The sequence below is a fragment of the Streptomyces sp. SCSIO ZS0520 genome, assembly GCF_025643355.1.
In the GTDB taxonomy this organism is placed as follows: Bacteria; Actinomycetota; Actinomycetes; order Streptomycetales; family Streptomycetaceae; genus Streptomyces; species Streptomyces physcomitrii.
Genome location: NZ_CP092644.1, coordinates 4,202,607 through 4,229,094 on the forward strand (window position 1 = coordinate 4,202,607; position 26,488 = coordinate 4,229,094).

The 26,488-nt window shown below is 70.5% G+C and carries 29 protein-coding genes and 1 tRNA gene; 8 read left to right on the top strand and 22 right to left on the bottom strand.

The annotated features are described in order from the left end of the window. Positions 1-640: 640 nt before the first annotated feature. From MID12_RS16350 to MID12_RS16360, 3 genes are all read right to left on the bottom strand, one after another. The gene (locus MID12_RS16350; protein ID WP_263168115.1) at positions 641-1,609 is read right to left on the bottom strand and encodes an SEC-C domain-containing protein; all 969 of its coding nucleotides are present in this window, start codon (positions 1,607-1,609) and stop codon (positions 641-643) included. 195 nt (positions 1,610-1,804) lie between these two features. After that, positions 1,805-2,446, bottom strand: coding sequence for an ATP-binding protein (locus tag MID12_RS16355; protein WP_263168117.1), 642 nt, complete (start codon positions 2,444-2,446; stop codon positions 1,805-1,807). A gap of 89 nt (positions 2,447-2,535) precedes the next feature. Beyond that, the gene (locus tag MID12_RS16360) at positions 2,536-3,336 is read right to left on the bottom strand and encodes a glycerophosphodiester phosphodiesterase (protein WP_040251503.1); all 801 of its coding nucleotides are present in this window, start codon (positions 3,334-3,336) and stop codon (positions 2,536-2,538) included. Positions 3,337-3,697: 361 nt separating this feature from the next. Between MID12_RS16360 and MID12_RS16365 the strand changes: the two genes are divergently transcribed. Next, positions 3,698-5,200 carry a S1C family serine protease gene (locus MID12_RS16365; protein WP_263168121.1) on the top strand — a complete coding sequence of 501 codons (1,503 nt, stop codon included), beginning with the start codon at positions 3,698-3,700 and terminating at the stop codon, positions 5,198-5,200. A gap of 42 nt (positions 5,201-5,242) precedes the next feature. Then, positions 5,243-5,330, top strand: a tRNA-Ser gene (locus MID12_RS16370). Between the two features lie 71 nt (positions 5,331-5,401). Here the strand turns inward: MID12_RS16370 and MID12_RS16375 are convergent. From MID12_RS16375 to MID12_RS16455, 17 genes are all read right to left on the bottom strand, one after another. Beyond that, positions 5,402-6,853 carry a tyrosine-type recombinase/integrase gene (locus tag MID12_RS16375; RefSeq protein WP_263168123.1) on the bottom strand — a complete coding sequence of 484 codons (1,452 nt, stop codon included), beginning with the start codon at positions 6,851-6,853 and terminating at the stop codon, positions 5,402-5,404. Between the two features lie 58 nt (positions 6,854-6,911). Beyond that, positions 6,912-7,100 (bottom strand): helix-turn-helix transcriptional regulator, encoded by a 189-nt coding sequence (locus MID12_RS16380; protein ID WP_263168124.1) that lies wholly within the window; start codon positions 7,098-7,100, stop codon positions 6,912-6,914. A 174-nt stretch (positions 7,101-7,274) separates the two neighbouring features. Beyond that, positions 7,275-8,534: a DUF3631 domain-containing protein gene (locus MID12_RS16385; RefSeq protein ID WP_263168126.1), complete on the bottom strand. Its 1,260-nt coding sequence runs from the start codon at positions 8,532-8,534 to the stop codon at positions 7,275-7,277. Beyond that, positions 8,531-8,881, bottom strand: a complete 351-nt coding sequence (locus MID12_RS16390; protein ID WP_263168128.1) for a hypothetical protein — start codon at positions 8,879-8,881, stop codon at positions 8,531-8,533. Before MID12_RS16390 ends, MID12_RS16385 begins: the two co-directional genes overlap by 4 nt. Next, entirely contained in the window at positions 8,878-9,780 is a 903-nt protein-coding gene (locus MID12_RS16395) for a bifunctional DNA primase/polymerase (RefSeq protein WP_263168130.1), read from the bottom strand. Before MID12_RS16395 ends, MID12_RS16390 begins: the two co-directional genes overlap by 4 nt. Positions 9,781-9,866: 86 nt before the next feature. Next, entirely contained in the window at positions 9,867-10,352 is a 486-nt protein-coding gene (locus MID12_RS16400) for a hypothetical protein (RefSeq protein ID WP_411576963.1), read from the bottom strand. 17 nt (positions 10,353-10,369) lie between these two features. After that, complete coding sequence (locus tag MID12_RS16405) at positions 10,370-10,561, bottom strand: hypothetical protein (protein WP_263168132.1); 192 nt, start codon at positions 10,559-10,561, stop codon at positions 10,370-10,372. A gap of 260 nt (positions 10,562-10,821) precedes the next feature. Next, positions 10,822-12,903: a hypothetical protein gene (locus MID12_RS16410; protein ID WP_263168134.1), complete on the bottom strand. Its 2,082-nt coding sequence runs from the start codon at positions 12,901-12,903 to the stop codon at positions 10,822-10,824. A gap of 22 nt (positions 12,904-12,925) precedes the next feature. Then, positions 12,926-13,840, bottom strand: a complete 915-nt coding sequence (locus MID12_RS16415) for a hypothetical protein (protein ID WP_263168137.1) — start codon at positions 13,838-13,840, stop codon at positions 12,926-12,928. Between the two features lie 801 nt (positions 13,841-14,641). After that, the gene (locus MID12_RS16420) at positions 14,642-14,881 is read right to left on the bottom strand and encodes a hypothetical protein (RefSeq protein ID WP_263168139.1); all 240 of its coding nucleotides are present in this window, start codon (positions 14,879-14,881) and stop codon (positions 14,642-14,644) included. A gap of 28 nt (positions 14,882-14,909) precedes the next feature. Next, positions 14,910-15,248, bottom strand: coding sequence for an RRQRL motif-containing zinc-binding protein (locus MID12_RS16425; protein ID WP_263168141.1), 339 nt, complete (start codon positions 15,246-15,248; stop codon positions 14,910-14,912). Next, complete coding sequence (locus MID12_RS16430) at positions 15,245-16,246, bottom strand: DUF2637 domain-containing protein (protein ID WP_263168143.1); 1,002 nt, start codon at positions 16,244-16,246, stop codon at positions 15,245-15,247. The genes MID12_RS16425 and MID12_RS16430 overlap by 4 nt, the downstream gene beginning before the upstream one ends. Then, positions 16,243-16,659 carry a hypothetical protein gene (locus tag MID12_RS16435; RefSeq protein WP_263168144.1) on the bottom strand — a complete coding sequence of 139 codons (417 nt, stop codon included), beginning with the start codon at positions 16,657-16,659 and terminating at the stop codon, positions 16,243-16,245. The genes MID12_RS16430 and MID12_RS16435 overlap by 4 nt, the downstream gene beginning before the upstream one ends. After that, the gene (locus tag MID12_RS16440) at positions 16,656-16,868 is read right to left on the bottom strand and encodes a hypothetical protein (protein ID WP_263168145.1); all 213 of its coding nucleotides are present in this window, start codon (positions 16,866-16,868) and stop codon (positions 16,656-16,658) included. Before MID12_RS16440 ends, MID12_RS16435 begins: the two co-directional genes overlap by 4 nt. After that, the gene (locus MID12_RS16445; RefSeq protein ID WP_263168147.1) at positions 16,861-17,187 is read right to left on the bottom strand and encodes a hypothetical protein; all 327 of its coding nucleotides are present in this window, start codon (positions 17,185-17,187) and stop codon (positions 16,861-16,863) included. Before MID12_RS16445 ends, MID12_RS16440 begins: the two co-directional genes overlap by 8 nt. Next, positions 17,184-17,513, bottom strand: a complete 330-nt coding sequence (locus tag MID12_RS16450; RefSeq protein WP_263168149.1) for a hypothetical protein — start codon at positions 17,511-17,513, stop codon at positions 17,184-17,186. Before MID12_RS16450 ends, MID12_RS16445 begins: the two co-directional genes overlap by 4 nt. A gap of 93 nt (positions 17,514-17,606) precedes the next feature. Next, complete coding sequence (locus MID12_RS16455) at positions 17,607-17,996, bottom strand: RNase adapter RapZ (protein ID WP_263168151.1); 390 nt, start codon at positions 17,994-17,996, stop codon at positions 17,607-17,609. A 536-nt stretch (positions 17,997-18,532) separates the two neighbouring features. On the opposite strand from MID12_RS16455, the gene MID12_RS16460 reads away from it, so the two are divergent. From MID12_RS16460 to MID12_RS16470, 3 genes are all read left to right on the top strand, one after another. Further along, the gene (locus MID12_RS16460; protein ID WP_263168153.1) at positions 18,533-19,306 is read left to right on the top strand and encodes a GntR family transcriptional regulator; all 774 of its coding nucleotides are present in this window, start codon (positions 18,533-18,535) and stop codon (positions 19,304-19,306) included. After that, on the top strand, positions 19,303-19,872 hold the full coding sequence (locus MID12_RS16465; RefSeq protein WP_263168155.1) for a GNAT family N-acetyltransferase: 570 nt from the start codon (positions 19,303-19,305) through the stop codon (positions 19,870-19,872). The genes MID12_RS16460 and MID12_RS16465 overlap by 4 nt, the downstream gene beginning before the upstream one ends. Before the next feature lie 442 nt (positions 19,873-20,314). After that, positions 20,315-20,722: an SLC19 family protein gene (locus MID12_RS16470; protein ID WP_263168157.1), complete on the top strand. Its 408-nt coding sequence runs from the start codon at positions 20,315-20,317 to the stop codon at positions 20,720-20,722. 704 nt (positions 20,723-21,426) lie between these two features. Here MID12_RS16470 and MID12_RS16475 read toward each other — a convergent pair. Next, positions 21,427-21,867, bottom strand: a complete 441-nt coding sequence (locus MID12_RS16475; protein ID WP_263168159.1) for an ATP-binding protein — start codon at positions 21,865-21,867, stop codon at positions 21,427-21,429. 313 nt (positions 21,868-22,180) lie between these two features. On the opposite strand from MID12_RS16475, the gene MID12_RS16480 reads away from it, so the two are divergent. From MID12_RS16480 to MID12_RS16490, 3 genes are all read left to right on the top strand, one after another. Beyond that, positions 22,181-23,437, top strand: a complete 1,257-nt coding sequence (locus tag MID12_RS16480) for a helix-turn-helix transcriptional regulator (protein WP_263168161.1) — start codon at positions 22,181-22,183, stop codon at positions 23,435-23,437. 13 nt (positions 23,438-23,450) lie between these two features. After that, positions 23,451-23,816, top strand: a complete 366-nt coding sequence (locus tag MID12_RS16485) for a hypothetical protein (protein WP_040251512.1) — start codon at positions 23,451-23,453, stop codon at positions 23,814-23,816. 391 nt (positions 23,817-24,207) lie between these two features. Continuing rightward, positions 24,208-25,323 carry an FUSC family protein gene (locus tag MID12_RS16490; RefSeq protein WP_263168164.1) on the top strand — a complete coding sequence of 372 codons (1,116 nt, stop codon included), beginning with the start codon at positions 24,208-24,210 and terminating at the stop codon, positions 25,321-25,323. Between the two features lie 22 nt (positions 25,324-25,345). On the opposite strand, the gene MID12_RS16495 is transcribed toward MID12_RS16490, so the two are convergent. Continuing rightward, positions 25,346-26,269 carry a bifunctional DNA primase/polymerase gene (locus MID12_RS16495; RefSeq protein ID WP_263168166.1) on the bottom strand — a complete coding sequence of 308 codons (924 nt, stop codon included), beginning with the start codon at positions 26,267-26,269 and terminating at the stop codon, positions 25,346-25,348. Positions 26,270-26,488 lie beyond the last annotated feature (219 nt).

A 26,488-nucleotide genomic window follows, 5' to 3' on the forward strand; every position in this document is an offset into this window, starting at 1 on the left:
GGCGGCGGGTGGATGCGCGGTGGCGCGTGGCGCCGAGCCCGCGCGCCGGAGTGTGCGCCAGGGGCGTGCGCGGGGCGGGGGAAACGTACCTCGCGTACGCCTCTGGGGGTGCTTCGGCGGACTGCCCGCTGCGGAGGTGAATTCAGGTAAGCCACCGCTTATGCGGCTTCTTCTGCGTACTTAGGTGTGCGATGCGCGTACGCAAGTTCCCGCACCGCGCCGTGTATACGGCCACGAAAGCGTTTTCCGGCCAGGGAGCCCTATGCGCCGCTCGGGTGTTCGGCGGGGCGGTGCGGCCCAGGCTGCCAACTCGGCGCAGGCCGGGGGGCTTTGGGCGGGGCGGGAGGGCGGCGGAACGGGTCCGTCCGCGGGCGCCAATGGAAAGACCCGGTTGCTGGCGACGGGGGATGCACCAGCAACCGGGCTCCTTGAACGGTAACAAGGAATCGGGGTTCTGCAAATTCGAAGACGGTTATTTGTCTGCTGATTTACCTGCGGAGACAGGCAGTTGTGACGCGAGTCACCCGAGGAGCCTGTCCGAATGCCGGGCAGTCCTTTCCGGCGACCGCACCGGCACCCTTTTCCGACGCCCCCGCCTCGCGCACTCCCCGGCGCAGCCCGTCCTCGCGTGTCCCCCGGCTCAGCTCAGCGTCACCTGGCGGTTGGTGAGCCCGCCGCGCGCCCGGCGCTCCTCGCCGGTGAGCGGCTCGGTGCGCGCGAGGGCATCGGCGAGCCGCTCGGCGAACGCGGCCGCGGGCTTCTCGGTGTCCGCCGCCGACATCCCGCGCGGCAGGTCCCAGACCGGCACCGTCAGTCCGTGCGCGCGGAAGGAGCCGACCAGCCGGGTGCCCTCGCCGAGCCCGGAGGTGCCGGCCGCGTGCAACCGGGCGAGCGCGTCGAGGAGTTCCTCCTCCGCGTGCGGCATGACCCAGCGCAGATGGTTCTTCTCCGGGGTCTCGCACCAGTAGGCCGCGTCCACCTGGGTCAGCCGCTCGGTGGGGATCGCCGCCTCGTTCGCACGCTCCAGGGAGGCCGCGACCTCCGGCGACGCCGACTCGCTGTCCGGCACCCAGAACTCGAAGCCGGTGTGCACCTCGGGCGCGAACTCCGCCTCGGGGTCGAGCAGATCCTGCAGCCGCGGCCCCTCGGCCGGAGCCCGGCGGGCCTCCACCGGGGTGCCCGGGGCGACGGTGAGCGCCCGCTGCAAGGTGTCCGCGAGGTCGCGGCTCAGGTCGCCGGAGGCGGTGTCGTTCTGCAGACCGAGCAGCACCGAGCCGTCCTCGCGCCGCAGCGCGGGCCAGGCCATCGGCAGCACGGTGGCCAGCGTCACCGAGGGGACGTCCGCGGGCTTCTCCTTCAAATGGAGCACGGCCGTGGCAGCGGGCACCAGCTCGCGCAGCGCCACCAGGTCGCGCTCACCGGCCAGCCCCTCGAAGGGGCGCTGCACCAGCTCGGTCACCGCCTGCGCGGCGGCCCGGCCGTGGCAGGCCTTGTAGCGGCGGCCCGAACCGCAGGGGCAGGGCTCCCGGGCGCCGACGACGGGGACCTCACCCTCGACGGCGCTCTTCGACTGCGGCTTGCCCTTCGCCTGGGGGCGCTTCTTGGCCATCGTGGCTGTCTCCCGGTAGCGGCTCGTCTCGTACGGGCGCGAGCCTAACCCCTCACCACCACCGCGACGGCGGCCGCCGCCACGGCGCGAACGGGTGCGCGCGGGACGGGAGTCGGGGCGGGAGTCGGGACGGGTCCGGGAGAGAGGGGGACGGGCGGCGACCGACCGGCGGGCCCGGCCGGGGCGGCCGTCCCCTCAGTCCTCGAAATCCTCGAAGGCCGCGGTGAGGTCGAGCCCCGCGAGCGAGGAGACGGCGGGGGCCGTGACCCGGGCGGCGAGGTCCTCGCGGCGCCTGCGCGCGGCCAGCTGGAGGGGGCAGTCGCGTACCGCCACCCAGACCGTCACCTCGCCGGTGACGCCGTCGCGTACGCCCCACTCCTCGGCGAGCGCCGAGATGATGTTCAGTCCGCGGCCGCCGTGCGCCGTCACCGAGGGGGTGGACGGCATCGGGCGGGTCGGCCCGCCGCCGTCGGTGACCTCCAGGGTCAGCAGCCCGTCGTCCTCGACCCGCCAGGCGGCGAGGACCTCTCCGTCCCCGGACTGCTCCTCGCCCAGCGGCCTGCCGTGCCGGCAGGCGTTGCTGAGCAGTTCGGAAAGAATGAGTACGGCGTCGTCGAGGACCGTCTCGGCCACTCCGCGCCGCCGCAGTTCCGCGCGCATCCGGCGCCTCGCCTGCCCCACGCCCGCAGGGCCATGGGGAACGGCCATGCTCGACGACGTGGGCACTTCCTGTGCCACCACCAACGCCACCCCCGAGACCTCCTTCGCCCCACGCCACGGACTGAATGCCCTCCGGCAACACGGCGGAAACCGAACAGACGGAGTGCGGTGACGCACATGTGACGATCGCGTACGTCCCGAACGCGCCGGTGCACTCCCCGTGACCGCCCCCCGGGACGAGGAGCGGATCGGGCAGGCCCCGGCCGCTATCGGCCCAGCTGGGCGAGGACTTGGGCGGGCCGGTTGGTGATGATCGCGTCCACGCCGAGTTCGGCGCAGAGCTCCACGTCCGCGGGTTCGTCGACGGTCCACACATGCACCTGGTGCCCGGCCTCCTTCAGCCGCGCCACGTACCCCGGCTGATTGCGCACGATCCGCATCGAGGGCCCCGCGATGCGCACCCCCGCGGGCAGCCGCCCCTCGCGCTGGCGCGGCGAGAGGAACTGGAGCAGATAGACGGTGGGCAGCCCCGGCGCGGCCTCCTGCACCCGGTACAGCGAGCGGGCCGAGAAGCTCATCACCCGCACCGGGCCCGGGCCGGCGGCCGAGGGCGGCGAGTCCAGCCCGTGGCGGCGCAGCAGCTCCAGGAGCTTCTCCTCCACCCGGCCCGCCCAGCGCGTGGGGTGCTTGGTCTCGATGGCCAGCTCGACCGGGCGGCCCGCCTCGGCGACCAGCCCGAGCAGGCGCTCCAGGGTCAGTACGGAGGTGTCCGCCCAGTCGGGGGCCTCGGCCCGCTCCTGGGCGCCGTGCTGCTTCCAGGAGCCGAAGTCGAGGGCGGCGAGATCGGCGAGCTCCAGCGCGGAGACCGCCCCGCGGCCGTTGGACGTACGGTTGATGCGGCGGTCGTGCACGCAGACCAGGTGCCCGTCCGCGGTCAGCCGGACATCGCACTCCAGGGCGTCGGCGCCGTCCTCGATGGCCTTGCGGTAGGCGGCGAGGGTGTGCTCCGGTACGTCCTCGGAGGCACCGCGGTGGGCGACGACCTGGATCTGGCGAGCGTGGTTCACCGCGTCATCGTGCCATCGGCGCCGGTACGCGGCCCGGCCGGGCCCGCACCGGATGCGGGGCCCCCGCCGACCGCCGAGGATGGCCCCGACGAGTGCGGACGGTGGCGCCGAACGCACAGCATCGCCTTATGGTGCCCTGACGCCGCTTGGGAAAGGGTGGGAGCGGTCAGAAGTGCACAGCTGGAGCGCGCCGGGCGCACCCCTGCGACCCGTGCCGGACAGGACAGCCGTGGAGCGAGGAGTAGAGCTGTGAACCCCGAGAGCGCCAGGAACGGCGAGAACACCGGGAAGGGCGACAACACCGGGAACGCCGGGACCGGGAACGGCGAGCAGAACACCGGCGGCGGTCCCGCCACCCCCGGTGGGACCACGGACGCCGGCGGACCCCCCGCGTACACCGGGGACCCCGGGACCACGGGCGGGACGGCCCCCGAGACCCCGGCCGCGCCCGGCGGCCCGGCGGACGCCGCCGCCCACAGCACCCCCCCGCCCGCCCCGCAGAACCCCCGCACCACCAGCCCCCCGCCCCCCCGCGCAGTCCCCGGCCGCCCACGCCCAGGGCGCCCCGGACCCGCACCAGGGCGGCCACCCGGCCCCCGGTCAGGGCGGCGCCGCCGGAGGCTGGCCGCCGCCTCCGCCGCCGCCCGCGGTGCCCTCGTACGCGGGAGGCGCGGGCGGCGGCGGCCACCACTGGGGCTCTGACTACCACCCGCACCAGCAGCAGCCGAAGCGCCGTCGCGGCGGGCTCATCGCGGGCGTGCTCGCCGGAGCGCTGCTGATGGGCGCGGTCGGCGGCGGCGTCGGCTATCTGATCGCCGACAACAAGGACGACGACGGCGGTACGAACAGCTCCACCACGGTCTCCGCGGACAGCCAGGCCGGGCTGAAGCGCTCCCCCACCTCGGTGGCCGGGATCGCGGGCCGCGCGCTGCCCAGCGTCGTCACCATCGAGGCCTCGGGCGGCGGCGGCCAGGGCGACACCGGCGGCACCGGCTTCGTCTACGACCAGGAAGGCCACATCCTCACCAACAACCACGTGGTGGCGACCGCCGCCGAGGGCGGCAAGCTCTCGGCGACCTTCTCCAACGGCAAGAAGTACGCCGCCGAGGTCATCGGCCGGGCCCAGGGCTACGACGTCGCCGTCATCAAGCTGAAGAACGCCCCCGGGGACCTCAAGCCGCTCGCCCTCGGCAACTCGGACAAGGTCGCGGTCGGCGACTCCACCATCGCCATCGGCGCGCCCTTCGGCCTCAACAACACGGTCACCACGGGCATCGTCAGCGCCAAGGACCGCCCGGTGGCCTCCAGCGACGGGGGCAGCAGCAACCCCTCGTACATGAGCGCCCTGCAGACCGACGCCTCCATCAACCCCGGCAACTCCGGCGGCCCGCTGCTCGATTCGCGCGGCGCGGTGATCGGCATCAACTCCGCGATCCAGTCCGGCGACCAGGGCGGCGGCGGCATCGGCGGCGGCCAGCCCGGCTCGGTCGGCCTCGGCTTCGCCATCCCGATCAACCAGGCGCGCACCGTCGCCTCCCAGCTGATGAAGACCGGCGAACCGGTCTACCCCGTCATCGGCGCCTCGGTCAGCCTCCAGGAGCAGGGCGCCGGCGCCAAGATCACCGAGAAGGGCGAGGGCGGCGCCGAACCCGTCACCCCCGGCGGCCCCGCCGACAAGGCCGGCCTCAAGCCCGGTGACGTCATCACCAAGCTCGACGACACCGTCATCGACAGCGGCCCCACCCTCATCGGCGAGATCTGGACCCACAAGCCCGGCGACACCGTCAAGCTCACCTACGAACGCGGCGGCCAGGAGCACACCGTGGACGTCACCCTGGGCCAGCGCAAGGGCGACGACGACTGAGCCGTTACTCTTGTCCCCGCGCCGCGGCCCCGCCCGGCGCGGGGAGGCGTGCCCGAGCGGCCTAAGGGAACGGTCTTGAAAACCGTCGTGAGGTAACCCCTCACCGTGGGTTCAAATCCCACCGCCTCCGCAGGTCAGGGAAGTAGCTGGTCAGAAGGGGTGCCTCTCCGCGAGAGGCACCCCTTCTGCGTTCAGCCTGTCTCACCCCGTCTCGCCGGTATCCCGGTCCTGATCAGGGCGTACGGCCAACCTGCGGCCAGGATCCGGCTCATTGGCCGTGTGCTGCGGGGCGTCGTCCGCATGCTCCTCGAAGCCCTTGTCGATCAGCTCGTTCATCCGAGCTTCCTCGCCGTCGAGCACCTTGGCGTAGTACCGCTGAAGAACCGCAATGCTCTGTCCGGCCCGACGGGCTGTCTCGGCGAGGCTCACCCCAGAGCGAAGCCAGAACGAGACGCAGGCGTGCCGAAGGTCGTACGGGATTGATGCGAGCGGTGAGGCGACCTGAGCAGGGGTGAGCGCACCACGGCGGGCTTCCTTCCACACGGATCCGTACTCCTGCGAGCGCACGGGGCCGTTCCGGATTGCCCGGAAGAGCCTGCCATCGGAGTCTGTGCCGTACTGCTCGATGTGCTGACGCAGCAGCGTCACGAGGGCAGGTGGGATCGGCACGGGACGGATTGTTCGGCGGGCACGGTGTTTGAGCCCTCGCTCCTCGTACGGCTTCCCGTCGTCGGTCCACCCTGACCCGACCTGCGGGCGCGCTCCCGCCAGGCTCAGGCGTCCCCAGCCGGAATCGGGCAACTCGCATTGATCGACACTCAGAACTGAGACTTCCTCGGGACGCATCGCGGCGTAGTACATGCAGCCGAAGAACGCCTCAAGGTGTGCGCCCCGCTCCCCCTGCTCGCGAACCGCGTTGAGGAGCGTGCGCGCCTGGGCGGGCGTCGCCACGCTCCGCTCGTCCAGCTCCTCCACAGCCTTCGGCGTCTCCCAGTGGACGCGATGCAGGGGGTTGCCAGGCAGGAGTTCGCGTTCCACTGCGATCCGCAGGCAGTTGCTCAGCACTGCCCGCCGGCGGCGGACCGTATTCGCGGCAGCGGCCTTCCCGTCCTTCTTCTTGGCCAGCTCATCCAGTACAGCGCGCATGCGCTTGGCGCTGTCGAGTTCCGTCATGGCAGGCGAGTTCTTCTCAACCCAGGTGAGCGCGCGAGCCTCCTCGGCGGGCGGCTCCTCAGCGTGGCGCCCGGCGTTGAACGCCCACTGGTACAGGGCACGTCGCAGCAGTTCCGACTCAGGGCGCCCCCGACCGGACGGGCACAGTGCCAACGTCGCGATGGTCAGGCTCTCCGCGATGCTGGCACGATGCTTGGCGGCGGCCGTCGGCCACTTCAGCGAGGCGTAGTCCCGCGCGTGTGCGTACCAGGTCGTGCGGTTGAGGAGCCGAAGTTCCGAGACCGGAAGCCCGGTTTCGGTGTCGAATGCCTCGCCCCGACTCGTGGCTGACACCAGAGCCGACCGGCGCGCCTCGGCGAGCGTCTTCGTCCGGAAGGGCTCCTGAAACTCCTCGCCTGCCACGATCCAACGCACCTGGAACGGAGCGCTCTTACTGGCTCGCCGGCGGACGCTCCACACGCGAACGTCGTACGTTTCCATGTCTCTCCTCATGCGAGAAGGGGCCCGCTCGGCGGGCCCCTTCAGGTGGTACAGGTGGTTATGCGGCGAACTGCTCGCAAGACTCCAACCAGGCGTCCAGATCGGCGCGGCGGCAGCGGATCTGCCCGTTGGGGAGCTTGACGAGGCGGGGCGCCTGGCCGCGGGCGCGCATGCGGTAGAAGGCGGGGCGGCTCATGCCGATCTCTTCGAGGACTTCGGGGAGCTTGAGCATCTGCGGGCGTGCCATCACGACTCCTCTTTGCGAGGTCTACCGGGAGGCTCACGCCTCCCTCTCTCAGGTGCCGCTACATCCGCTACATCCGCTACACAGCAGGTCAGGGGCCTGTTTTGTGTAGCGGATGCGCGGGATGTAGCGGATAGGTGCCGCTACGCGGTGCGTGCGGCGGGGCGGGCATGGGCTCTACGCGGTGCGCGCGCCGGGTGCGGCGGTAGCGGATACCGGGGTGATGTAGCGGATGCCGGGGAGCTCTTCCGCTACGTTTTCACCCCCGCTGACCTGCGGTGTAGCGGGTGTAGCGGATGTAGCGGACTTCTGGAGGGGGGTGGGGCAGTAGCGGGTCCAGGCGTCCGCGAGGTCCTCGGCGTAGTAGCCCTTGGGTACCGCGCCGGAGGTGCGGATCGAACGGGGCCGGATGGGCTTGTTCTCCGCGGTGACGTACTCGCCGAGCATCTTGGACAGCCCGCGGGCCGTGAGGGCGCGGCCGTTGCCGTCCATGTCGCCCCATGGGGCGTCTTCGAGTGCCTGGAGGCATTCGAGGATGGCGGCGGTAGGCAGGCGGTCGGTGCCGCAGAACACCTTGTCGCGCAGGTCGGTCAGGAGCTGAATTCCGATGGAGGCTTTGTCGCCTTCCTTGGCTGCCTGGATGAGTTCGACGCAGGCGGCGCGGGCCCGTGCGGGCCAGTCGCCTCCGGCGGCGTCGGCGACGGCGAGGAGGGGTTCCCACACGTCGGCGGGCCGGTCGGTGACGCCTTCGGGCATCTCCGGCCATGCCTCGGATACCTGGGTGCGGACCTGGTCGGCCCAGTCGGCGAGCTGGTCGCGCAGGGCGTGGCCCTGTTTCTCGTGGATACGACGCCGGTAGGGCTCGACGACCTCATTGGGTGCCCTCTTCCGCATCCGGATGATGACGGAGCGGGTGAGGATCGTGTCGGGCAGGGAGCCGAGGCCCGCCATGGCGACGGCGCAGAAGGAGTTGAAGAATCCCGGGGTCTGGTCCTTGCCGTCGCCGACACACCGCAGGGACTTGGCGCCGCGTCGGTAGCCGGAGTTGAGGAAGGCGCGCAGCGGCTCGTCGCCGTTGGCCTTGGGTCCGAAGATGGTGTCGACCTCGTCGAAGAGGAGCGTCGGCAGTCCTTCGTTGGATTCGACGAGGCGGAAGAGGGCATTCGCGGAGGCGTTGACCGTGGTCACGGCACGGGGCGTGAGGGTCTCGACAATCTCCAAGGCGCGGGACTTGCCGGAGCCGGGCTCGGGGCTGAGGAAGGCGATGCGGGCGGTGCCGTCGAGGGCGTCGATGAGGTGGGCGTGCGCGTCCCAGAGCGCGACGGCGACGTAAGCGGCCTCGCGAGGGAAGGCGTTGAACCGGCGGTGGAAGGCTTCGACCTCGTTCAGGAGCCCGGCACCGTCGATGGGCTCGGCGTGCTTCTTGGGGGCGGTCATGCGGCGGCCCTCCTTTCCTGGGGGTTGCGCTGGGGGCAGGTGTCGCGGTGGGCGGTGTGGGCTTCGATCAGGGCGAGGACTTTGCGGCGTCCGACGGCTGAGCGGTTGAACCCGCACACGCACGTCGAGGTGGCGGTGGGTACGGCGTCGCGCGGGGCGGTGATGTGCAGCAGTGCGGCGATGTACCGGCCGTCGCCTGTCTGCTGGTCAGGACGAACTGATGAAAGGACGCCTTCGGCGACGGCCTTCGGCGCACCACTGCCGCCCGTGTCCGGGGCCGGTTCGGCGGGGTCGGGGTTGGTTGTGGCGGGGAGGCTTTTCAGGGCGGGGGATTGGGGGCGGTTCATGCCGTCTCCCGGGGTCGGGCGGTGCGGATGCACCAGTCCAGGACGCTGCGCAGGGTCGAGCGGCACTCGTACGGCTTCAGTCCCGCCGACTCCCCCGCGGCCTGAAAAGCCTCCTCGACCTCATGCCGGGGGATGTCGCCCCATGCGACGAAGCGACCCATGGCGCGGGCGCTGAGGAACAGTTGCTGCTCGCGCCCGCCCTCGGACGTCGCGGCCACAGCGGAGGTCTCGCGCTCCAAGGCCACCTGGGCGACGCGGGACGCGTTGCGGGGCGGGGCCAGTTTCAGCGGCCCTGTCGGGCGCGGTGCGGGCTTGAGGGCGTCCAGGAGCCAGCCGGGCAGCGGGGCGACGGGTGCAGCGTCGGTGACCTTGTACTCGCCGTCCCGGGTGATGCTGCCGGGAGCGACGACATAGCCGCCCCATGCGCGGGTGTCGATCTTCTTTGCGAGACGGCCGCTGCTGTTGTGCAGCGGGATGCCGGCGGGGGCGGTGAAGTACAGGTGGGCCCCGCCGCTCGCGGTCCGGATGCGGAAGGTAGTGGGGACCGGCTGTCCGGCGCGCTCGCAGAGCGCCTCAAAGGCAGTGGCGCCGTCAGGCGTTCCTTTCGGGTCTGTCGCCTTGAGTTTGTCGAGGTCCACCACGACCAGCCCCGCGGGGCCGGTGGCGATCCCGACGTTGAACGGCCGGCGTGCCCATGCGGTGTGGATGCGGGCGGGGTCGAGGGTGGCGCGCTGCTCGAACTTGCGGTGCCCGTCGGCGCATACGCCGATGCCGGGGCAGGCGCGTTCGCCGTGCAGGGCGGGCGGCTTGTCGCCAGGCAGCAGCGGCAGCACAGGCCAGCCGCGTTCGGCGGCGTCCAGCGCAGCGCGCAGCAGCGCGGCGCGGGGGTCATGGGTCATGCTGGAGACCTCCACAGGTCTGTAGATGGCAGGTGGACAAGGGCGGCCCCGATTCATTGGCGTGAGAGGGGGCCGCCCTTGGCGTGTCAGCGGTGGTTGATGGTGCCGTTGGCGCGGCCGAACAGGCCGGTGGCGGTGATGTTCTGCGTGATCTGTGTGGGTGCCTTCCGGCTGCCGCGTGCGGCGCGGAGCAGGAGCGGGGCGAGGGTTCCGGCGGCGATGAGGGCGACGGTGGCCCACAGGGCGTGGCTCATGGCGATCAGTCCCGGTGCGGCGTAGGAGAGGCCGACCGATCCGGCGGCGATGCCCCCGCCGAGGGTCGGCGCGAGCAGCGCGGTCGTCTTGGCCCAGGCCGGGATCGGCTGCGCGGCGGGCACCTCCGGGGCGGGCCGTTGGGCGGGTTGGTCGGGGTAGGCGAGGGTGCGGTAGCCGCCGGGCAGGGTGACGACCTGGACGCCGGGCGGGATCTCCGAGGGGAGCATCCGGGAGTGTTCCCAGCCCGCCATCGGCATGCCCGGGAACGCATCGCGGTGGGTGGCGGTGGTGATCTCGTACGGGGCGGGCTCGGACACAAGGTGCTCCTCGAAGGTCAGTTGAGGTGGGTGACGGTGTCGGCGAGGGAGCGGCAGATGTCGTTGATCGGGCCGGAGGCGCCGGTGCCGGCGACGAAGAATCCGAAGAGGAACAGGACGGCGGCAGCGCCCGGGCCGACCAGACGGCCGCGCATGACGGCGAAGGTGAGCAGGCCGAACAGGACGGCGCCGGAGACGGTCACGACCATGACGAGATGTCCTTTCGAGAGGCGGGCGCGCGAGAGTCAGCAGCTCCTTGGAGCGCCACGGGCCGCGCTCCGGAGGGGAGCGCGGCCCGCGTGGACGGTCGCTGTGTGTAGCCGTACTGGGGTGCGGCTACTGGGTAGTGGGTAGTGGGGTCCCCAGTAGAAAGAGCCGATGAGGGGCCCTGTGTGGCTACTGGGGTGCCTGTACTGGGTAGTGGGGCGTTCCCCAGTACCCAGTACTCGGTAGCGTTCTGTAGAGCCCGTCAGGCGTGCTCGGGGTGGACGTACACGGAGCGCGGACCGTTGTCGACGTAGACCAACTCGCCGCGTTCCACGAGGCTCTGGAGCGCGGCGCGCACGGTCTTGCGGTCCTTGCCGACAAGATCGGCGACGGCTCCCGGCTTCATGCCGGCCGTCCCCGCCGCGCTGATCGCGTCGACCGCTTCGGCCAGCCACGCCGGGCCGGTCTCCGGAGTCTCGTTCTCTTCGCGGAGTGCGGAGAGGTTGAGCCCTGGCCGGGGCCGCTCGTTCGCGGGGGCGGGTTCGGTGGTGGTGCCGAACTGGGCGTCGATCTCGCGCATGAACTGCTGCGCAAGCACGTCGGCTTCGTCCGTCGCGGGCTGCTCGCGCAGCGCGGACAGGTTCAGCCCCGCCCGCCGAGGCTCACCCTCAGCAGGTCCCGGGTGGCCGGCGCCCGGCTCGCTGGCCGGGGTGTTGTCGCGCATCCATGCGGTGCGGTCGGTGTCCCAGCGCTGGGTGTAGGCGATGCCGGCCGCCTTCACCGAGACAGCGTCGAGGGCGGGGCGGCGGTTGCTGGTGGCCTCGACGATGTCGCGGATCTGGTTGGGCAGGATCCGCCACGTCTTGAACAGCGCCCCGGGTGACTCGGGAGTGCCCATGAACCCGGCACCCTTGTACGGGGCCTGGTCCACGCGCAGCCCTCGGACGCCGGGGAACATCTTGGACAGGTCCATGCCTTCGGTCTCGCCGCCGGTCAGGGCGACACGGACTTTGGCCTCGCGGCGGATCATCAGGTTGCCGAGCACGGAGCTGGTGGCACCGAGCGCGGTGAGCACGGTACGGATCCCCATGGCGCGGGCGATCCGGATGACTTCGAGGACCCTCTCCGCGACCTTCTTCAGGCTCGGGTCGCGGCTGACCAGGATCTCCGCGCCCTCGTCGATGACCAGCATGATCTGCGGAATCTGCGCACTGATGGGCAGCAGATCGGTGTTGTGGCTGGCCATCAGGTCCTGGTAGGCGACCTTGCGCTGACGGGCGATCCGCAGCGCCGCATCCAGCATGACCAGGGCCTCCTTGTGGGTGGAGGCGACCCAGTCGACACCCGGCTTCACGTCCTTGCGGACGTTGCCCTCGTGGTCGAGGGCGGGGCGGATCCAGGGCAGGCCGGCGGATCCGGCGTTGAGGTCGATGACCCAGGTCAGGATGTCCACGGCGCGGGCCATCCCGGCGAGGATCACATGCACCATGTTGGTCTTGCCGGATCCGGTCGGCCCGACGACCAGCGCGCACTGCTCGCGCAGGTAGGCGCAGATGTCCTCGGCGTTCGTGCGGTATCCCCAGGGCATGCCGGTGTGGATCGACAGGGCTTCGTAGCCGGTGGGGTAGGTCGCCTCGGTCTCCAGCATGTTGACCGTGGTCACGTCGAGGATGAACCGGCCCTGGTCGATGCCGGGGCTCGCAGAGGCGGTGCAGCCGTGCGGCAGGCGTGCATCGGCAGACAGCTTCGCGGACTCCCGCGCGATGACGTCGTATGTCGTCCCGCCGGACAGTTCCCCGTCGATGGAGAACCCGGCACCGGTGGGCCACTGCTCGACCGCGAGGATCCGCACCTTGATCCCGCAGATCCGCTGGATCCGCTCGACCCACTCAGCGGCGATCTCGCGCCGCTCAGCGGACAGTTCGAGCGCGATCTGCCGCTGTTCCACCGCGAGGGCTTCCAGCTCGCGGGCTTCCTCGTGCAGGTTGGTGGAGGCGGTGCTGGCGCCGATGCCGACACCGATGGTGGCAAGCGAGCCCAGGGCGGCCCAGGACAGCGGCCCGGTGGTCATGGCCCAGGTCGTCCACCCGGCGGCGAGCATCCACGATGCGGCGCGGGTGGCGATCGTGCGGGCCGCAAGGCGCTGCCGGAGGCCGGAGATCGTGTGGCCGATGGCGCCTGCCGCGCCGACGGTCAGAGCCCAGGTGGGCGGCATACCAGTGGCGGCGCCGGTGGTGGCGAGAGCGAAGGCTCCGGTGGTGGCGGACAGGGCGCCGGTCACGGGTCCGTGACCGGCCGCCCAGTCCCACACCGGACCCTCGGTGACCTCAGGTTTCTTGGTCATGGAGGCGGTGTTTCCTGTCATGTCAGACGTTCCAGCCCTTCTCGGCCTCGGCCCCGTTGCGGGGGTCTTCGTGGCGGGCGATGTCCTGTGCGTGGACCTGCCTAAACAGCGGGCCCATGTCCTCGGCGACCGCGACCGCGCTCATCACCGCGCCGTACATGTCGTCGAAGGACCCGGCGACTTCCTTCTCCAGCGGGAACTCGCCGTCGGCGCGCTCCGCGAGGATCTTCATGACGTTCGCGACGCAGATCAGGGCCTGGGGAAGGCCCTCGACCATCGCGAGGATCTCCATGCACCCGTCGGGCGTGTAGGACTGGGCGGCCTGCTCCATCTCGGCGGCGGCCTCTTCGAACCGGAAACCGGACACGTGCACTCCTTCACTGATCAACGGGACATGGGTGGCGGCAGGAACACGGCTTACCGGGCGGGCGACCGCATCCCCGATCTCAGTGCCGTGCCGTTCGGCGGCGGCGTCGAGGTCGGCCTCCTCGGCGGCCCGGCGGGCGCGGATCGCCGCGTCCCGGGCGGCCTTGGCCTCCAGGCCCCGGCGCAGGAGGAAGTGGTGCAGACGCCTGCCGGGGTACTGGATCGCCTTCCAGCGCAGCTTGCGCCCGAGCGGCGTAGACACCAGACCGACGACACCGAGCGCACCGCCGAGAGCGGCAGCGACCAGGCGCCGGGCATGCATACGGGCCGCGGACACCCACAGCGCCCACATCGCCCGGCGGCGTGCTGGAGCCCGCCGCACCCGCGCCCGCCTGCCCTCCAGCGCCTTGGCACGGCGCTCATCACGGGAGGCGCGCAGCCGCTCGATCGCGCGGCCCCGCAGGGCGCCCAGGCGTCCGGCGGCGGCCGACAGCAGGCGGCCGGCACCGCGACCGTGCTGGGCACGGTCGGTACGGCGCTGGGCACGGTCGGCCCGGCGGGCATCGGTCAACGCCCGCCGCGCATCCCGGGCCTGCGTGTGCCGCACCGCACGCGAGGGACTGTCGGCACGCTGCTGCTTGCGCAGCGCCCCGACCTGCCGCGCCCGCGCCCCGCCCGCACCAACTCCCTTGTGGACGCCGCCGGGAGAGGGCTGGGCACCGCCGCGGCCGGTGGAGAACGGGTTCCCTGAGCCGTTGGTGCGGCTGGTACCGGGGGACTTCAGCGGCAGCCCTCCCGACCGCGGGGCCGTGGTCTTGCGAGAGTTCCCGGAGCTGCCCCGGCCCGTGCCGCCCAGGTTCCCCGTGCGGGAGTTGGTGCGGCCGGTGCCGGACCTCGGCTGCGCCGGGATACCCCCGAGGAGAGAGCCGAGGCCGCCCCGGCGCGGAGCGCGGAGCCTGGTGTGGGCGGCCGGACCGTTGCCGGTGCGGCGGTTGCGGCGCTGGCCGCGGCGGCGGGAGACGGCGGCCGCGCCGAGAACGGCAGCGCCACCGACAGCCGCGGAGATGGCGCCGACGGGACCGGCTGCCAGGGAGGCAGCGGCTACCAGGCCCACCGTGCTGTTCGTGCCGGTGACCGCGAGCGGAACTACCGGCCAGCCGCCTGCTGTGTGCTCCACCTCGGCGGCAGGGACCGCACTGGCGGGTGTCGGTACGGGCGGCATGGGAGGGGGCGGCGGTGCGCCGGGGGGTGCTTCGGCGCCCGCTACCGGTTGTGTGCTGACTTCCGTCATGCTGAAGGCACTCCTTTGGGAGATGTGCGGGGCCCTGCCGACGCTGTGGAAGGTGGGCGGCAGGGCCCCGCTGACATGAGGTCAGATCTGGTTGGACTCCAGGGCGAAGAAGACGACGTTCGCGCCCCGCAGGTCGGGGTGCTTGCTCTCGGCGAAGGCCTTCACGTCGCGGAAGACATCCCGCCGGGTCGCGCCCAGGCCGGGCGTGCAGGAGCCGTCGATGGTGAGCGAGGCCCGTCCGGGCTGTTCGACGGTGATGATCCAGTGGTGCGTGCCCTCAAGGGCGGCGGGCCGGTTGCTGGTCTGCTCGGTGCTGTTCACGGGTTCTCCGATTCGAGGAGGGACGGGTTCAGGCGGCGCTGTTCATCGGGGTGTCGTGGCAGGTCACGCACATGCCGAGCGAGGGCGGGATGACGTATCCGGCATCGCGCCGGCACTCGGGGCACATGCGGCGGGCGAGGTTGGCCTTGGCGAGCGCGGCCCACCTGGCCGGGGTCATCGGCCGTACCGGCTTCGCCAGATCGACCCGGTACAGGAACGCGACCAGCGGCGGTCGACGGCGCCGGGGCCGTTCGAGCTGCGCGACCACGTCCTGACCACCGGGCCGCAACTCGCGCTTGCGAAGCTGCCGTTTCGTGGCCAGCCCGTCCGGGGCCAGCCGCCAGGCATACGTGGGCAGCGCGGTCACGACGACGCGGCCTCAAGCACGAACCCTGCGCCGTCGCGGTGCTCGGTGTAGCGGGCGGAAACCCAGCCGACCGACCAGCCGCACAGCTCGGCAGCGGTCCGCATCGGCAGCCCCTCGGCGAAGGCGGCACCGACGATTGCGCGGGCCCGGTCCTCGCCGAGTTTCTCGTTTACCGGGCCGCCGGACAGCAGCGCGGCGCGTTCACGGCGTTCACGCTCGGTCCGCTCCTGCTGCTGCCGGCGTGCTTGCTGCTCGCTCTCCAGCCGCTCACGCTCACGGCGCTGTGCGGCCTCCCGCTCAACGCGTTCACGCTCGCGCTGCTGTTGTTCACGCTCGCGCTCGCGGCGTTCACGGTCCTCCCGCTCCGCTCGCTCGCGCGTCTCCCGCTCGGATCGCTCGGCACGCCGGGCGGCTTCCTCGCGTTCGGTCTGCTCACGGGCGAGCCTGGCCTCATGCTCACGCTGTTCACGCAGCAACAGGGCCTGGTGCTCGCGCTCCTCACGGGTGCGCCGGTCTGCAGCCTCCTGACGCTCGGCCGCTGCCCGCTCGCGTTCTTCCCGCTCTGCCTGCTGTTTGGCTTCCATCGCGACCACAGCGGCCGTGATCGCACGCCGGTAGGCGAGCCCGGTCTCCGCAGTGACGATCAGCAGCAGCGGCGCGACCGCATGCACAGCCACGCCCACCAGGTCGTTCTTCAGCGCCGAGTCGGCGACGTTGAGGGCCAGGGTCATACAGCCGGTCATCCACCGCAGGACGATGGGCCACCGGCCGCCGTGTCCCCCGAGCCGTGCAAGCACCGCGTCCAGGCGGACCACGATGACGACCGCGGCATCGACCACAACAGGCAGGATCGGGGCGGTCCAGTCCCACCTGTCCGGGGTGTGCTGGGCCGCGAGCGGGGTCACGGTCAGGACCGAGTACAGCATCGCCCCCGCCACGATCAGCCATGTGCCGGCCGACAAAGCGCGCTCGGCTGAACGGATCTGAACACTGTTCACGCTTCGCCCCCGTTCCGCTGAACCGGCATGATCAGCCAGCGGGAAACGTCCGACGGGTTGCTCTGCCGTGCCCAGCCAGCCGGGTGGGCGCCCTGCGTCGCGGCGTAGTCCTTGGCTGCTTGAACACTCGCGTGAACGCTGTCGGGCACGCCGTCTCGCAGCAGCAGCGCCACCGGCACGGTGGCCTTTGCTCGCACCTCCGACAGCTCAGCAGCAAGCCGCGCAACCTCCGCACGGGCCGTGGCCGCGTCGGCTTCAGCCTGCTCGGTGTCGGCGGCCAGCCTCCGCACCTCGTCCACGTGCCGCACATACGCGGCGTCCGCCTGTTCCTGCGCCCGGTGAAGCCGCGTGCGAGCCTCGGCCGTCTCCGTGGTCAGCGCCCGCAGACGGGCACTTGTGACGATGCGCATCACGCCGCATCACCCCGCTCCGCGGTGCGGTTGACCTGCTCACGGCGAGCGGCCCGGTGCAGGGCCATGATGTGGAGGCACCCGGCGGTGATGCCGAGGTTCCACAGGGCGCGCGCCCAGGTCGGGAGCGGCAGCAGCCACGACACCACGCACAGCGCGGCGAGCACCGCGCCACCGTGACGAAGCCACAGGGCGGTCAGACGCTCACGCATGGCGGCCTCCCGACGTGTCGAGGACGGCGCCGAACGCGGTGAGCCGCACCGTGGCCCCGGCGAAGTCGATGGACGCGTCGAGGACCCAGGTGTCACCGGTGGACTGGGTGTGGAAGTCGATGTCGTCGTGGGCGATGCCCAGCGCGGCCCGCCACGGTTCGAACGCGCCCAGGTTGTCGTGCAGGGACAGGTGCAGCTGGTTCGGGTAGACCGCCGAGATCGACACCATGGGGGCGGGGAGGTCCCCGAAGTCCAGGGCGATCCGACGAAGGGCCCGCATTGACTGCGCGAGACCGTCCAGCGTCAGCGTCTTGCTCATGCGGCCACCGCCACACTGCCCGCGGCGGGCCGGAGCACGCGGCGGGCCGACGTCTTGCGGGTCCGGCGGGTGCGGGGCTTGCGGTTGACGGGGCTGGTGCGCAGCAGGGACTCAGCGAGCGCCGCGGCCTGCGGGTCGCTCTCGTGCAGCTCCGCGAGGATCTCGCGGGCCACGTCCAGCCGTGCGGCGCGGTCCGTCGCCGATTCGCCGGTGCGGCCGGTGAACAGCTCCAGGTCGATGCCCGCCTCAGGGTCGGACAGGCCGAGGGCGAGTTCCGTGTACTCGGTCGCCGTAACAGGTACGTGACCAGCAACGATGCACTTCATGGGTCGTGGTTCCTCTCAAGATGGCACGGCCCGAAGCGGCCCCGGTGTTCGAGCACCGGGGCCGCACGCCGTATTTGGGGAAGTTGCGTGTCGTCAGCGCTGGACGACGGGCTTGTCCAGGTCGCGGTGGCTGACCGTGACCGTGAACTCGGCGTCGTCCAGGAGCTCCGCGAGGACGCGGGCGAAGGTCGGGGCGCGGTGCCGGCCACCGGCACAGCCACCCGCGATCCGGATGACGCCGGCACTCGGGCCGGAAGCGAACGCCCGCACCGCGAGCGTGGTGGAGGTGATCAGGTTGATGAGGCCGGGCGTGCCGAGGACCGCTCGGCGCACCGGGTCGTCGTCGGCGGTCATGAACCGCAGGTCGGGGCGGACGTGCGGGTCACGGAAGTGCTCCCGCAGATCGATCGTCAGATGCGCGGCGGGCGGCTCACCGTGCAGGTAGCCGAACGACACGATTTCGACAGTGGCAGTGGGCTGCATGGGCAGCTCCCATCACGAAGAACAGCAGGGATGGAGACCGTCTCCGGCTCCCCTCAACCCCGTCCGTACGACTCGCCCCGAAGGGCTGCCGGACGGACGGAGGAGGCAGCCGGACCGCATCGACTGACGCGGTAGGCAGACGCGGCCACATGTGGCCGCGGAAGGTTCTTGCTGGCGAATCACTCGTGCCGGCCCCGCGAGCGGGGCCGGGCAGGTCACCCGGCCCGACATGGTCGGTCGGGGTGGTGACCTGCACCCATCGACCGCACGTGTTCATGCGGCTGGGTCTGCACTCTGTTCAGTTCTCAAGGAATGACCAGGTCAGGGCCCGTCAGCTACGGCCAAAGCCGCCTTCCAACGTGCAATCCCGAACCGGCTGTCGGCACAGGCGGGCACACTTGAACCAGTTGCGCCGCTTGCTCAACTTGTTGGGACAAGCTGTCGACGTAGTGATGGTGCAACGCCGGAGCGTGAGTCGTCAAGGGATTGGGGCCCACATGTACCAACAAGCTGAGCAAGTGCGTCATGATGGGGGCATGAGCAAGCAGCCGAAGTACCGACAGGTGGCCGACGCGATCCGTCGGGAGATCGAGGGTGGGGCGTACCCGCCGGGAACGGCTCTGCCCTCGGAGAGCCAGCTCTCAGCCCGTTTCGACATGTCTCGCAACACGGTCCGAGACGGGCTGAAGGTGCTGGTCGGCGAAGGGCTGATCACCTCTAGCCAGGGACTCGGATACGAGGTTCGCTCACATGAGATCTTCGAGCTGAACGCGTCCCGCTTCGAGAATCTGAACTTTCCGCAGAACGGCGACGCCTACAGCACCGACGTCACGAACGCTGGGCGTCAGCCGCACCAGACCTTCCGCGTCGAGATGCTGCCCGCCTCGGAAGATGTCGCAGCGCGGCTGAAAGTTGAGCCCGGTTCGAAGGCTGTCCTGCGGTTCTGTCACCGCTTCGTGGACGACGTTCCATGGTCCACCCAGGCGACCTATTACCCGGGCTGGCTGATTGAGGAAGCGCCCCGGCTGGCCGAACCCGGAGACATCGAGGAGGGCACTACGCGCTACCTCGCAGACCACGGCGTAGAGCAGATCGGGTACTTCGACGAGATCGCGACGCGCATGCCCAGCCCCGAAGAGGCGCGGCTACTGGAGGTGAGCGCCGGTGTGCCCGTACTCCTGTGGACTCGCACTGGTTACTCGATGGACCGACCGATCCGGTGCACGGTCACGACCTTCCGTGGTGACCTGAACCGGATGAACTACGAGATCGGCGACCTTGCCGGCCGAAGCGAGAGCGAGGTTCAGTGAGAATCGTTCCGGCGCAACCCGCAGACGTGGACAAGCTGCTCGCCTTCCGTGAGGAGGCGGCAGCTTGGCTGCGCGAACTTGGCAGCGATCAATGGAGTCGGCCGTATCCCGCTGACCGCCTGCTCGCGACGATCGAGTCCGGGACTGTGTTCATGGTGTGCGACGGCGCCGTCACGGCGGCCACGATCACGCTGACCCCCGACGCGGAAGACGGTCTCTGGAGTGCTCGCGAGCTGAGCGAACCGTCGATGTTCGTCAACAAACTCACGGTTGCCCGAACGCACGCCGGGACGAACCTCGGTGGACGACTCCTCGACTGGGCTGGGGACCGGGCGTTCCGCGCCTCGGCCAAGTGGTTGAGGCTTGATGCGTGGACCACCAACGATGCTCTGCAGCAGTACTACCTGAGGCAGGGCTTCGAGCATGTCCGCACGGTTCGAGAGGGTGGCGCCGTCAACGGCGGACCGCGTGTTTCGGGGTGGCTCGCGCAGCGGCTCGCCGTTCCGGCCGGGCACGGGTTGACTGACGAGACGTCAGCTCCCGAGTCTCTGATTCCGGCCTTGTGACGAGGTTCGCGGCCAACCTGCGGCCAAGCTGGCCCGAGTTGGGGCACTCTCAACTCCATAGCGCCAGGTCAACCGGGCTATCGCTCCTTCAGGCGGGCTGGTCTTGAAAACCGTCGTGAGGCAACCCCTCACCGTGGGTTCAAATCCCACCGCCTCCGCGTGGAGAGCAGCGAGAACGGCCCCCGACCTGGAGTGATTGGTCGGGGGCCGTTGGCGTGCCCGGTCCCTCCGACTGCCCGGTGTTCTCCGTGGTTTCCCGTTCGAGCGGGAGGGCATGGCGGAGCACGGCCGCTCGGCGTTGGGCAACTCCGTCTGCACTGCTCGGGTTTGGTGAGCCGATCATTCCGTCGCCGGAAGCATTGTGGCCGCGTAGCCTTACGAAGGCTGCGGTCCAGGATGAACGCAAGACACACTGAAGGTCTTGGCGCGAGAGGGGCACAGCATGGACTGGAGCGCGCTTGCCACTGTTGTGGTTGGTGTGGTGGGACTGGGCGGTGTGGTCTTGCAGCGTCGCTACACCCGAGCACGAGGTCGCGATCGAGCTAAGGCTGATCTGGAACTGTTGGCTCTCCTGCCAGAGGACAGCGCGGTTCGAAAGGATCTGCGCGATCACATTGATGAGACCATTCGGCATGTCATTGAAGTTGAAGATGGGGAACGTCGTGATACCTACGGAATCGTCCTCGCGATCCTCTTCTTAATCATCGGGGGCTGCCTCTTCTGGGCCTTCTCTGCCCATGAGGTTTGGTGGCTTGCCTTGGCTGGTGGCTTCTTCGTCTTGTTCGGGTTTGTGGGCCTGTCCCTTGATGCTCCGCGCAGGACGAGGGATGCGCGAGGGAATGCCATTTGAGTGGACCAGTTCGGTGGGCTCCACGCAGATCGGCGAAGTGCCGCACCACGAGCCGATCCCCTGCCTGAGGCATCGTTTTGACCGTGGACGTTCCCGTTTAGGTTTCTGTTCAGGGCCGTAAACGTGCTTGCGGCCCTAGGGGCACGGTCCCGGTGCCGAAGGAGTAGAGGGGCTGGCCCATAGGGTCGGCCCGCGCTTTTAACTGGATTCGGTCACGCCGGACCGCGCTCTCCTTCTGAGCCAGCCCCAGCCCGAGATGGCAACTGTTCTGGACCTGGGCACTTTCTCCACCCCCAGTTTCGAAGACCGGGAGAATGACGTGGTCGAGGTCCGCGGCGGCACAACCAGGGAGTGCGTGCTGTCCCTTCTCGCCAAGGGGACCGTGTTCTGTGCGGTGAAGACGTACCGGGTGCCGCATTCGTCGCCAGCCCAGAAGACGTACGGTTCACCCGCTGTCACGCAGTCCAGAGCCCAGGCGTACTCATGCGTATCGGCTGCCCATGCCCGTATCGGGCGGGCGTGGGGAGGGGCGAGCTGGTCTGCCACGTCTTGGGCGCGTACGTAGAGCCAGCGCAGGGCCAACCGCGGGGAGTGCGTGCGGTGTTCACCGAGCTGGACCTGGACGCCACCGTGTGCGTAGGCAATGAGTCGGGCACTGCACGCGCCGCGGATCCGCCCCGGCGCAAGGGCTGTCTGTATCGGCGTCATGACGTCGGCATCTCCGAGACCATCAGCCGAGCCCAGACCGTCTTGCCCACTCCAGTACGAGGCGCGACTCCCCAGGCATCGGCAAGCGCGGCCACAAGGGCCAGTCCCCGGCCGGATTCATCGTCGGGCCCCGCACACCGCGGCTGCGGCTGGCCGTCGCTTGCATCCGAGACTTCCAGACGCAGTTCCGGTCCGTTCAGCTCGAAGCGGACCCGGATCTCGCGACCAGGAGTGGTCTTCGCGGTCACGGCATTGGTCGTCAGTTCGGACAGCAACAGAACCGCGTTGTCCGCGACTTCACCATCGATCTTCCACAGGGCGAGCTGACGCCGGAGAGCGTCACGGGCGCGGCCGACGTTGCGACGGTGGCGGGGGTACTGGTGGACAACTGCTTTGCAGGCGACGGGTGTTGCTGCTTCTGCGGTTCTTCTGGGCATGGCTCGACCTCTTTGGAGCAGGCGGATAGCGGTGCGGGCCGGCTCGACTCTGGCCCTCGCGGTTGTCGCAGACTCCAGTGGTCGGGCTGAGACTGCAGGCGCTGAGAGCCTTTGCCGCGATCGGTTCGCCCACGGTTCTGCCCTGTTCGCTCGCGGAATCGGCACTCTGCGCAACCAGCTGGTTTGCGACAACGACCAGCGAACCGCCTGGCGTTGACAACCTCCACGGCACTCATGCGGCAGTCTTGATGCACATGCGATGCACGGGTGCGCCCCCTGGTTGAGACAGCCTGCAGAGTGGAAGGAGGCCAAAGTGGGTCTTGCCGAGCGACGGAAAGTTCTGGGCTACAGTCAGGAAGCACTTGCCCATGCGCTTGGGGTGGACCGCACAACGGTCGGCCGCTGGGAGAGTGGGAAAGCCCTGCCTCAGCCGCCGATAAGGCCGAAGCTGGCCGAGGTACTGCAAATCGGCCTTGTCGAAGTCGACTCTCTGGTGGCCCAGCCGCAGCACCGGCTCCAGGAGCCCGCAGAGTCGCCGCTTAGCGACCGCCACGGCTCAGGGGACATTGACGACATGATCAGACGCGAATTCCTCCGCGCGATTGCCATAACCGGCGCGCTTGCATCTCTGCCGGGCGACGATCCCGGGACGCTCGGCGAAGGGATGCTGCGAAGGGCCTCCGTAGATTTCCTGCGTATAAACGGTCATCTCTGGCAGGTGTACCAACTCGCCCGCACGAAGCGGACCGTGTACCCGATCGTCCGTGAGCAGCTCGCAGAGCTCAGTAAGTCGATGCTCGGCCGCCCGGACTCAGAGGTGCGGGTCTTGTGCAGTGCTGCGGGTGACCTCTTCCAGCTCGCCGGAGAGTTGGCCTTCGACAGCAACCGCTATACAGAAGCTGCGGCCTCTTACACACTCGCCGCGTCGGCGAGTAAGGATGCGGGATCGTTCGATCTCTGGGCGTGTGCGCTGGTCCGGCATGCATACGTCGACCTGTACGAGCACCGCTACAGAGAGGCGGCAGGCATCCTGTCGGCCGCGGAACGGATTGCCAAGCGCGGTGACAGCTCGCTCTCAACTCGCCATTGGGTCGCCTCTGTTCACGCTGTGGCTTATGCGGGCCTAGGTGACCTGACCGCCTGTGAGCGTGCCTTGGACGAGGCCGAACAGGTGCGGGACATCGCCAGCTCGGGCAACAACGGCGGCTGGCTGCGCTTCGACGGCTCGCGGCTTGCCGAGGAGCGTGGCGCCCGGTACGTGCAGCTCGGTCGTCTCGACCTCGCCGAGCAGGCTCTGAAGAGCGCTCTGGAACAAGACGCCCTCGCAGAGGGGCAGTCGTTCCGCCGCCGGGGCGCCGTGCTCACAGACCTTGCTGCTATCGGCGCAAGGCGGCGCGACCCCGAGCAGGTGATCGCCTTCGGTGGGGAGGCCTTGCAACTGGCCAGGGAGTCATCCTCCGGTTATGTCGCCCGTAGACTCCGGGACCTGCGATCCGAGTTCGGCCCCCTGGCGCGTGATGGCCGCGTCGCCGAGTTGGGGGCCGAGATTGATGCACTGAGCACCGCGTAAACGAGGGGTAGACATGTCACAGACCGAAGGCGCGCGCCTGTTCCGGGAAGCGTGGATCGCCGGTGTGCGCGAGCACTTCCCCGGTGAGCCGAAGCCCGGCTATGTGACCCCCTGGGAGGACACGCCGGAGTGGGAGCGGCAGGCTGCGTCTGCCGTGTACGAGCAGGTGCGGCAGTTGCTCGAAGCGAGCGATGGCCGTGCCTCCCGGCTGACGCGCGAGCAGAAGAGCCGTTTCGTCGCCACGTGCTGGACGGCTCAGATGTTCAAGCACTTCGAAGACCCGAAGCCCGGCTACGTCGCCGACTGGCCTGAACTGCCGGACTGGCAGCAGGAGACGGACGCGGACATCTTCGAGGCGATCGAGAAGTCCCTCCTCTGACAGGTGCACCGTGGCTCACATCCCACCGCCTCCGCGGTGGTCGAGCGCAACACCTCACGCAAGGGGCGTCCTCGGAGTCGAGGCGTCCCTTCCGTGCGTCAGCGGGGTCGTGGCGTCGAGGTCACGATGCCGATGCGGACCACCGCGTTCCGGTCCCCCGCCCCTGCTGCGAAAATCGAGGCATGAACCTACGCCGCAGCAGCACCGTGTCCTCGATGCCGCGCCCCGCAGGCCGCCGGGCAGGCCGCCCGGCGGCCCCGGTCGCGCCGCTTCGTGGAGGGCACCGGTGAGCGGCGGTGGGCGGTTCGCCGGTGTCAGTGGGGCGACCGTGCAGCGGAGTCGGGAGCTGGGGCGGGAGATGGTGCTGTCGCGGGTGCGGCGGCTGCGGAGCATGGCGTTGCCGATCGTGCAGAGTGCGGTGGCGGCGGGGCTTGCCTGGGTGATCGCGACCGATGTCTTCCACCACAAGCAGGCGTTCTTCGCGCCGATCGCCGTGGTGCTGTGCATCGGGGTCGGTCTCGGGCGGCGGCTGCGGCGGGTCGCCGAGCTGGTGGTGGGGGTGAGCGTCGGGATCGGGGTCGGGGATCTGCTCGTCTCGGCCATCGGCACCGGCGCCTGGCAGATCGCCCTGGTCGTGGCGCTGGCGATGACCGTCTCCGTCTTTCTCGACGGCGGGGCGCTGATCACCCTCCAGGCCGGTTCCTCCGCCGTGCTGGTGGCCACCCTGCTGCCGCCCGGCGGCCACGGCGGCGTCAACCGGATGCTGGACGCCTTCATCGGCGGGCTCGTCGGCCTCGCCACGGTCGTGCTGCTGCCCGGTGATCCGCCCGGCATCACCCGCTCCCACGGCCAGCGGATCTTCGCCGAGCTGGCCGCGGCGCTCTCCGGCGCCGCCGAGGCGCACACCCGGCGGGACGCGGAGCTGGCCGAGCGGTCGCTGTCCCGGGCCCGCAGTACCCAGCAGACGATCGACGACTTCCGCGCGGCGCTGGCCGCCGCCACCGAGATCGCCGCCTTCTCGCCCCTGCGCCGCCGCCGCAGGCGCCGCCTCGGCCGCTACTCCACCGCCGCGGTCCCCCTCGACCACGCGCTGCGCAACGCCCGCGTACTGCTGCGCCGTACGGTCGCCGCCATCCACGCGGGCGAGCCGGTACCGGAACCCGTCCTCACCGTGCTCGACGAACTCGCCGGTGCCGCCGTCCTGTTGGGCCGGGAACTCGCGGACGGACAGGAGCCCGTACGGTCCGCCGGGAAGCTGCGGGAGACCGCCGTGCTCCTCGACCTGAGCCAGTCCGCCGCGCCGAGCGGCCACTCTGCCCATGTCGTCTTCGCGCAGACCCGCTCGCTCACCGTCGACCTCCTGGAGGCCACCGGCCTCGACCACGAGTCGGCCCTGGCGGTCCTGCCACCGCCCCCGGCCGCCGAACCGGGTCTCGGCGCCCAACCAGGCTCAGACGGCGCCGAGTCCACCGATTCGGGGACCACTGATCCCAGGGACGATCACTGATCCCTGGGACCGCCGATCCCCCTCACCCGACACCCGACCCGCCCCCATCCCCCCATCCCCCACCCCTCACCGAGGCCCCCCGCACCAACCGTGAGGCCGAGGTCAAGGTCGCGCGGGCCTCGCGTTCGGTGAGGCCGGTGGTGAGGGCGGCCTTGATGAGGGCGTGGCTGAGGGTTTCGCCGAGGCCGTTCTCGTAGGCGCGGCAGGCGGCCCAGAAGAGGCGGGTGTTGCGCTGGCCCTCGTGCGCGGCGAGGACGAACTGCACGAGCCCCTGTCCGGCGCCGGGCGGGGTGGTGCCGCCCGCCGGGTGTTCCGGGCGGGCCGGGGGCAGCAGCAGGCGGAGCAGCGCGGGCGGGCAGGGCGCGGGCGGCAGCAGGGCGGTGCCGGGGATGGTGCGGTACTCGCCGTGGTCGGTACGGGAGCCGGGGCCGACCAGGTAGCCGCCGGCGCCACGGACGTCGATACCGGGGGCGAGCCGTCCCGCCGAGTTGGGCACCACGACGTCCGCGGGGCCGCTCAGCCAGACATGGCGGCCCTCGCTCGGCGTCACCACCACGACCGTGTCCGGGATGGTGAACAGGTGCCGCAGGGCGAGTTCGCGCAGCGCGGCCGAGGAGTCCGTACCGGACTTGGTGTCGAGGTCGATGCCGATCAGGTGGTGCGGGGGCAGTCCGCAGGCGATGCCGTAGCCGGTGGCCCAGGGGGCGGCGGCGAAGAGTTCGCGGACGCGCGCGGGATCCGTGGTGGCGTCGTGCACGCCGTGGCCGGGGCGCCCGCACTCGCCGTGGCAGGGGGCGGGCCCGGCCTCGTCCCGGTGGGGGGAGGGCAGCGCGGGGAGTTTGGTGCGGGACAGGGGGATGACGGCCAGTCCGCGTTCGGCGGCGGACAGGGCGTGGGCGAGGGCCAGGGCGACGGGGGGCACGGCATGCCGGGCGGTGGTGGCCATGGCTCCATGTTCGTACGTACGTTCGAAAAAGGGAAGTGGGTTCCGGGCGGGGGGCGGGGGAGGGTGCCGTCTCGGCGGTCGGGGGTCTCCGGGTGGGGCGCAGGGGCCTTGGAGGGCTGGGGAGTTGAAGGTGGGGTGTCCCTCTCCAGGGGATTTACGCCGCCTTGCGGGTTTATCGACAAGTCCTCACGCCTGGGGGCGAATCGCGGCGGTGGGAGT

What these genes read in the sequence shown, in the direction of transcription:
- MID12_RS16350 (WP_263168115.1), bottom strand. Translation starts at nt 1,609, where the DNA reads ATGGCCAAGAAGCGCCCCCAGGCGAAGGGCAAGCCGCAGTCGAAGAGC.
- MID12_RS16375 (WP_263168123.1), bottom strand. Translation starts at nt 6,853, where the DNA reads ATGGAAACGTACGACGTTCGCGTGTGGAGCGTCCGCCGGCGAGCCAGT.
- MID12_RS16380 (WP_263168124.1), bottom strand. Translation starts at nt 7,100, where the DNA reads ATGGCACGCCCGCAGATGCTCAAGCTCCCCGAAGTCCTCGAAGAGATC.
- MID12_RS16385 (WP_263168126.1), bottom strand. Translation starts at nt 8,534, where the DNA reads ATGACCGCCCCCAAGAAGCACGCCGAGCCCATCGACGGTGCCGGGCTC.
- MID12_RS16390 (WP_263168128.1), bottom strand. Translation starts at nt 8,881, where the DNA reads ATGAACCGCCCCCAATCCCCCGCCCTGAAAAGCCTCCCCGCCACAACC.
- MID12_RS16395 (WP_263168130.1), bottom strand. Translation starts at nt 9,780, where the DNA reads ATGACCCATGACCCCCGCGCCGCGCTGCTGCGCGCTGCGCTGGACGCC.
- MID12_RS16405 (WP_263168132.1), bottom strand. Translation starts at nt 10,561, where the DNA reads ATGGTCGTGACCGTCTCCGGCGCCGTCCTGTTCGGCCTGCTCACCTTC.
- MID12_RS16410 (WP_263168134.1), bottom strand. Translation starts at nt 12,903, where the DNA reads ATGACCAAGAAACCTGAGGTCACCGAGGGTCCGGTGTGGGACTGGGCG.
- MID12_RS16440 (WP_263168145.1), bottom strand. Translation starts at nt 16,868, where the DNA reads ATGCGTGAGCGTCTGACCGCCCTGTGGCTTCGTCACGGTGGCGCGGTG.
- MID12_RS16445 (WP_263168147.1), bottom strand. Translation starts at nt 17,187, where the DNA reads ATGAGCAAGACGCTGACGCTGGACGGTCTCGCGCAGTCAATGCGGGCC.
- MID12_RS16450 (WP_263168149.1), bottom strand. Translation starts at nt 17,513, where the DNA reads ATGAAGTGCATCGTTGCTGGTCACGTACCTGTTACGGCGACCGAGTAC.
- MID12_RS16455 (WP_263168151.1), bottom strand. Translation starts at nt 17,996, where the DNA reads ATGCAGCCCACTGCCACTGTCGAAATCGTGTCGTTCGGCTACCTGCAC.
- MID12_RS16460 (WP_263168153.1), top strand. Translation starts at nt 18,533, where the DNA reads ATGAGCAAGCAGCCGAAGTACCGACAGGTGGCCGACGCGATCCGTCGG.
- MID12_RS16470 (WP_263168157.1), top strand. Translation starts at nt 20,315, where the DNA reads ATGGACTGGAGCGCGCTTGCCACTGTTGTGGTTGGTGTGGTGGGACTG.
- MID12_RS16475 (WP_263168159.1), bottom strand. Translation starts at nt 21,867, where the DNA reads ATGCCCAGAAGAACCGCAGAAGCAGCAACACCCGTCGCCTGCAAAGCA.
- MID12_RS16485 (WP_040251512.1), top strand. Translation starts at nt 23,451, where the DNA reads ATGTCACAGACCGAAGGCGCGCGCCTGTTCCGGGAAGCGTGGATCGCC.
- MID12_RS16490 (WP_263168164.1), top strand. Translation starts at nt 24,208, where the DNA reads ATGGCGTTGCCGATCGTGCAGAGTGCGGTGGCGGCGGGGCTTGCCTGG.
- MID12_RS16495 (WP_263168166.1), bottom strand. Translation starts at nt 26,269, where the DNA reads ATGGCCACCACCGCCCGGCATGCCGTGCCCCCCGTCGCCCTGGCCCTC.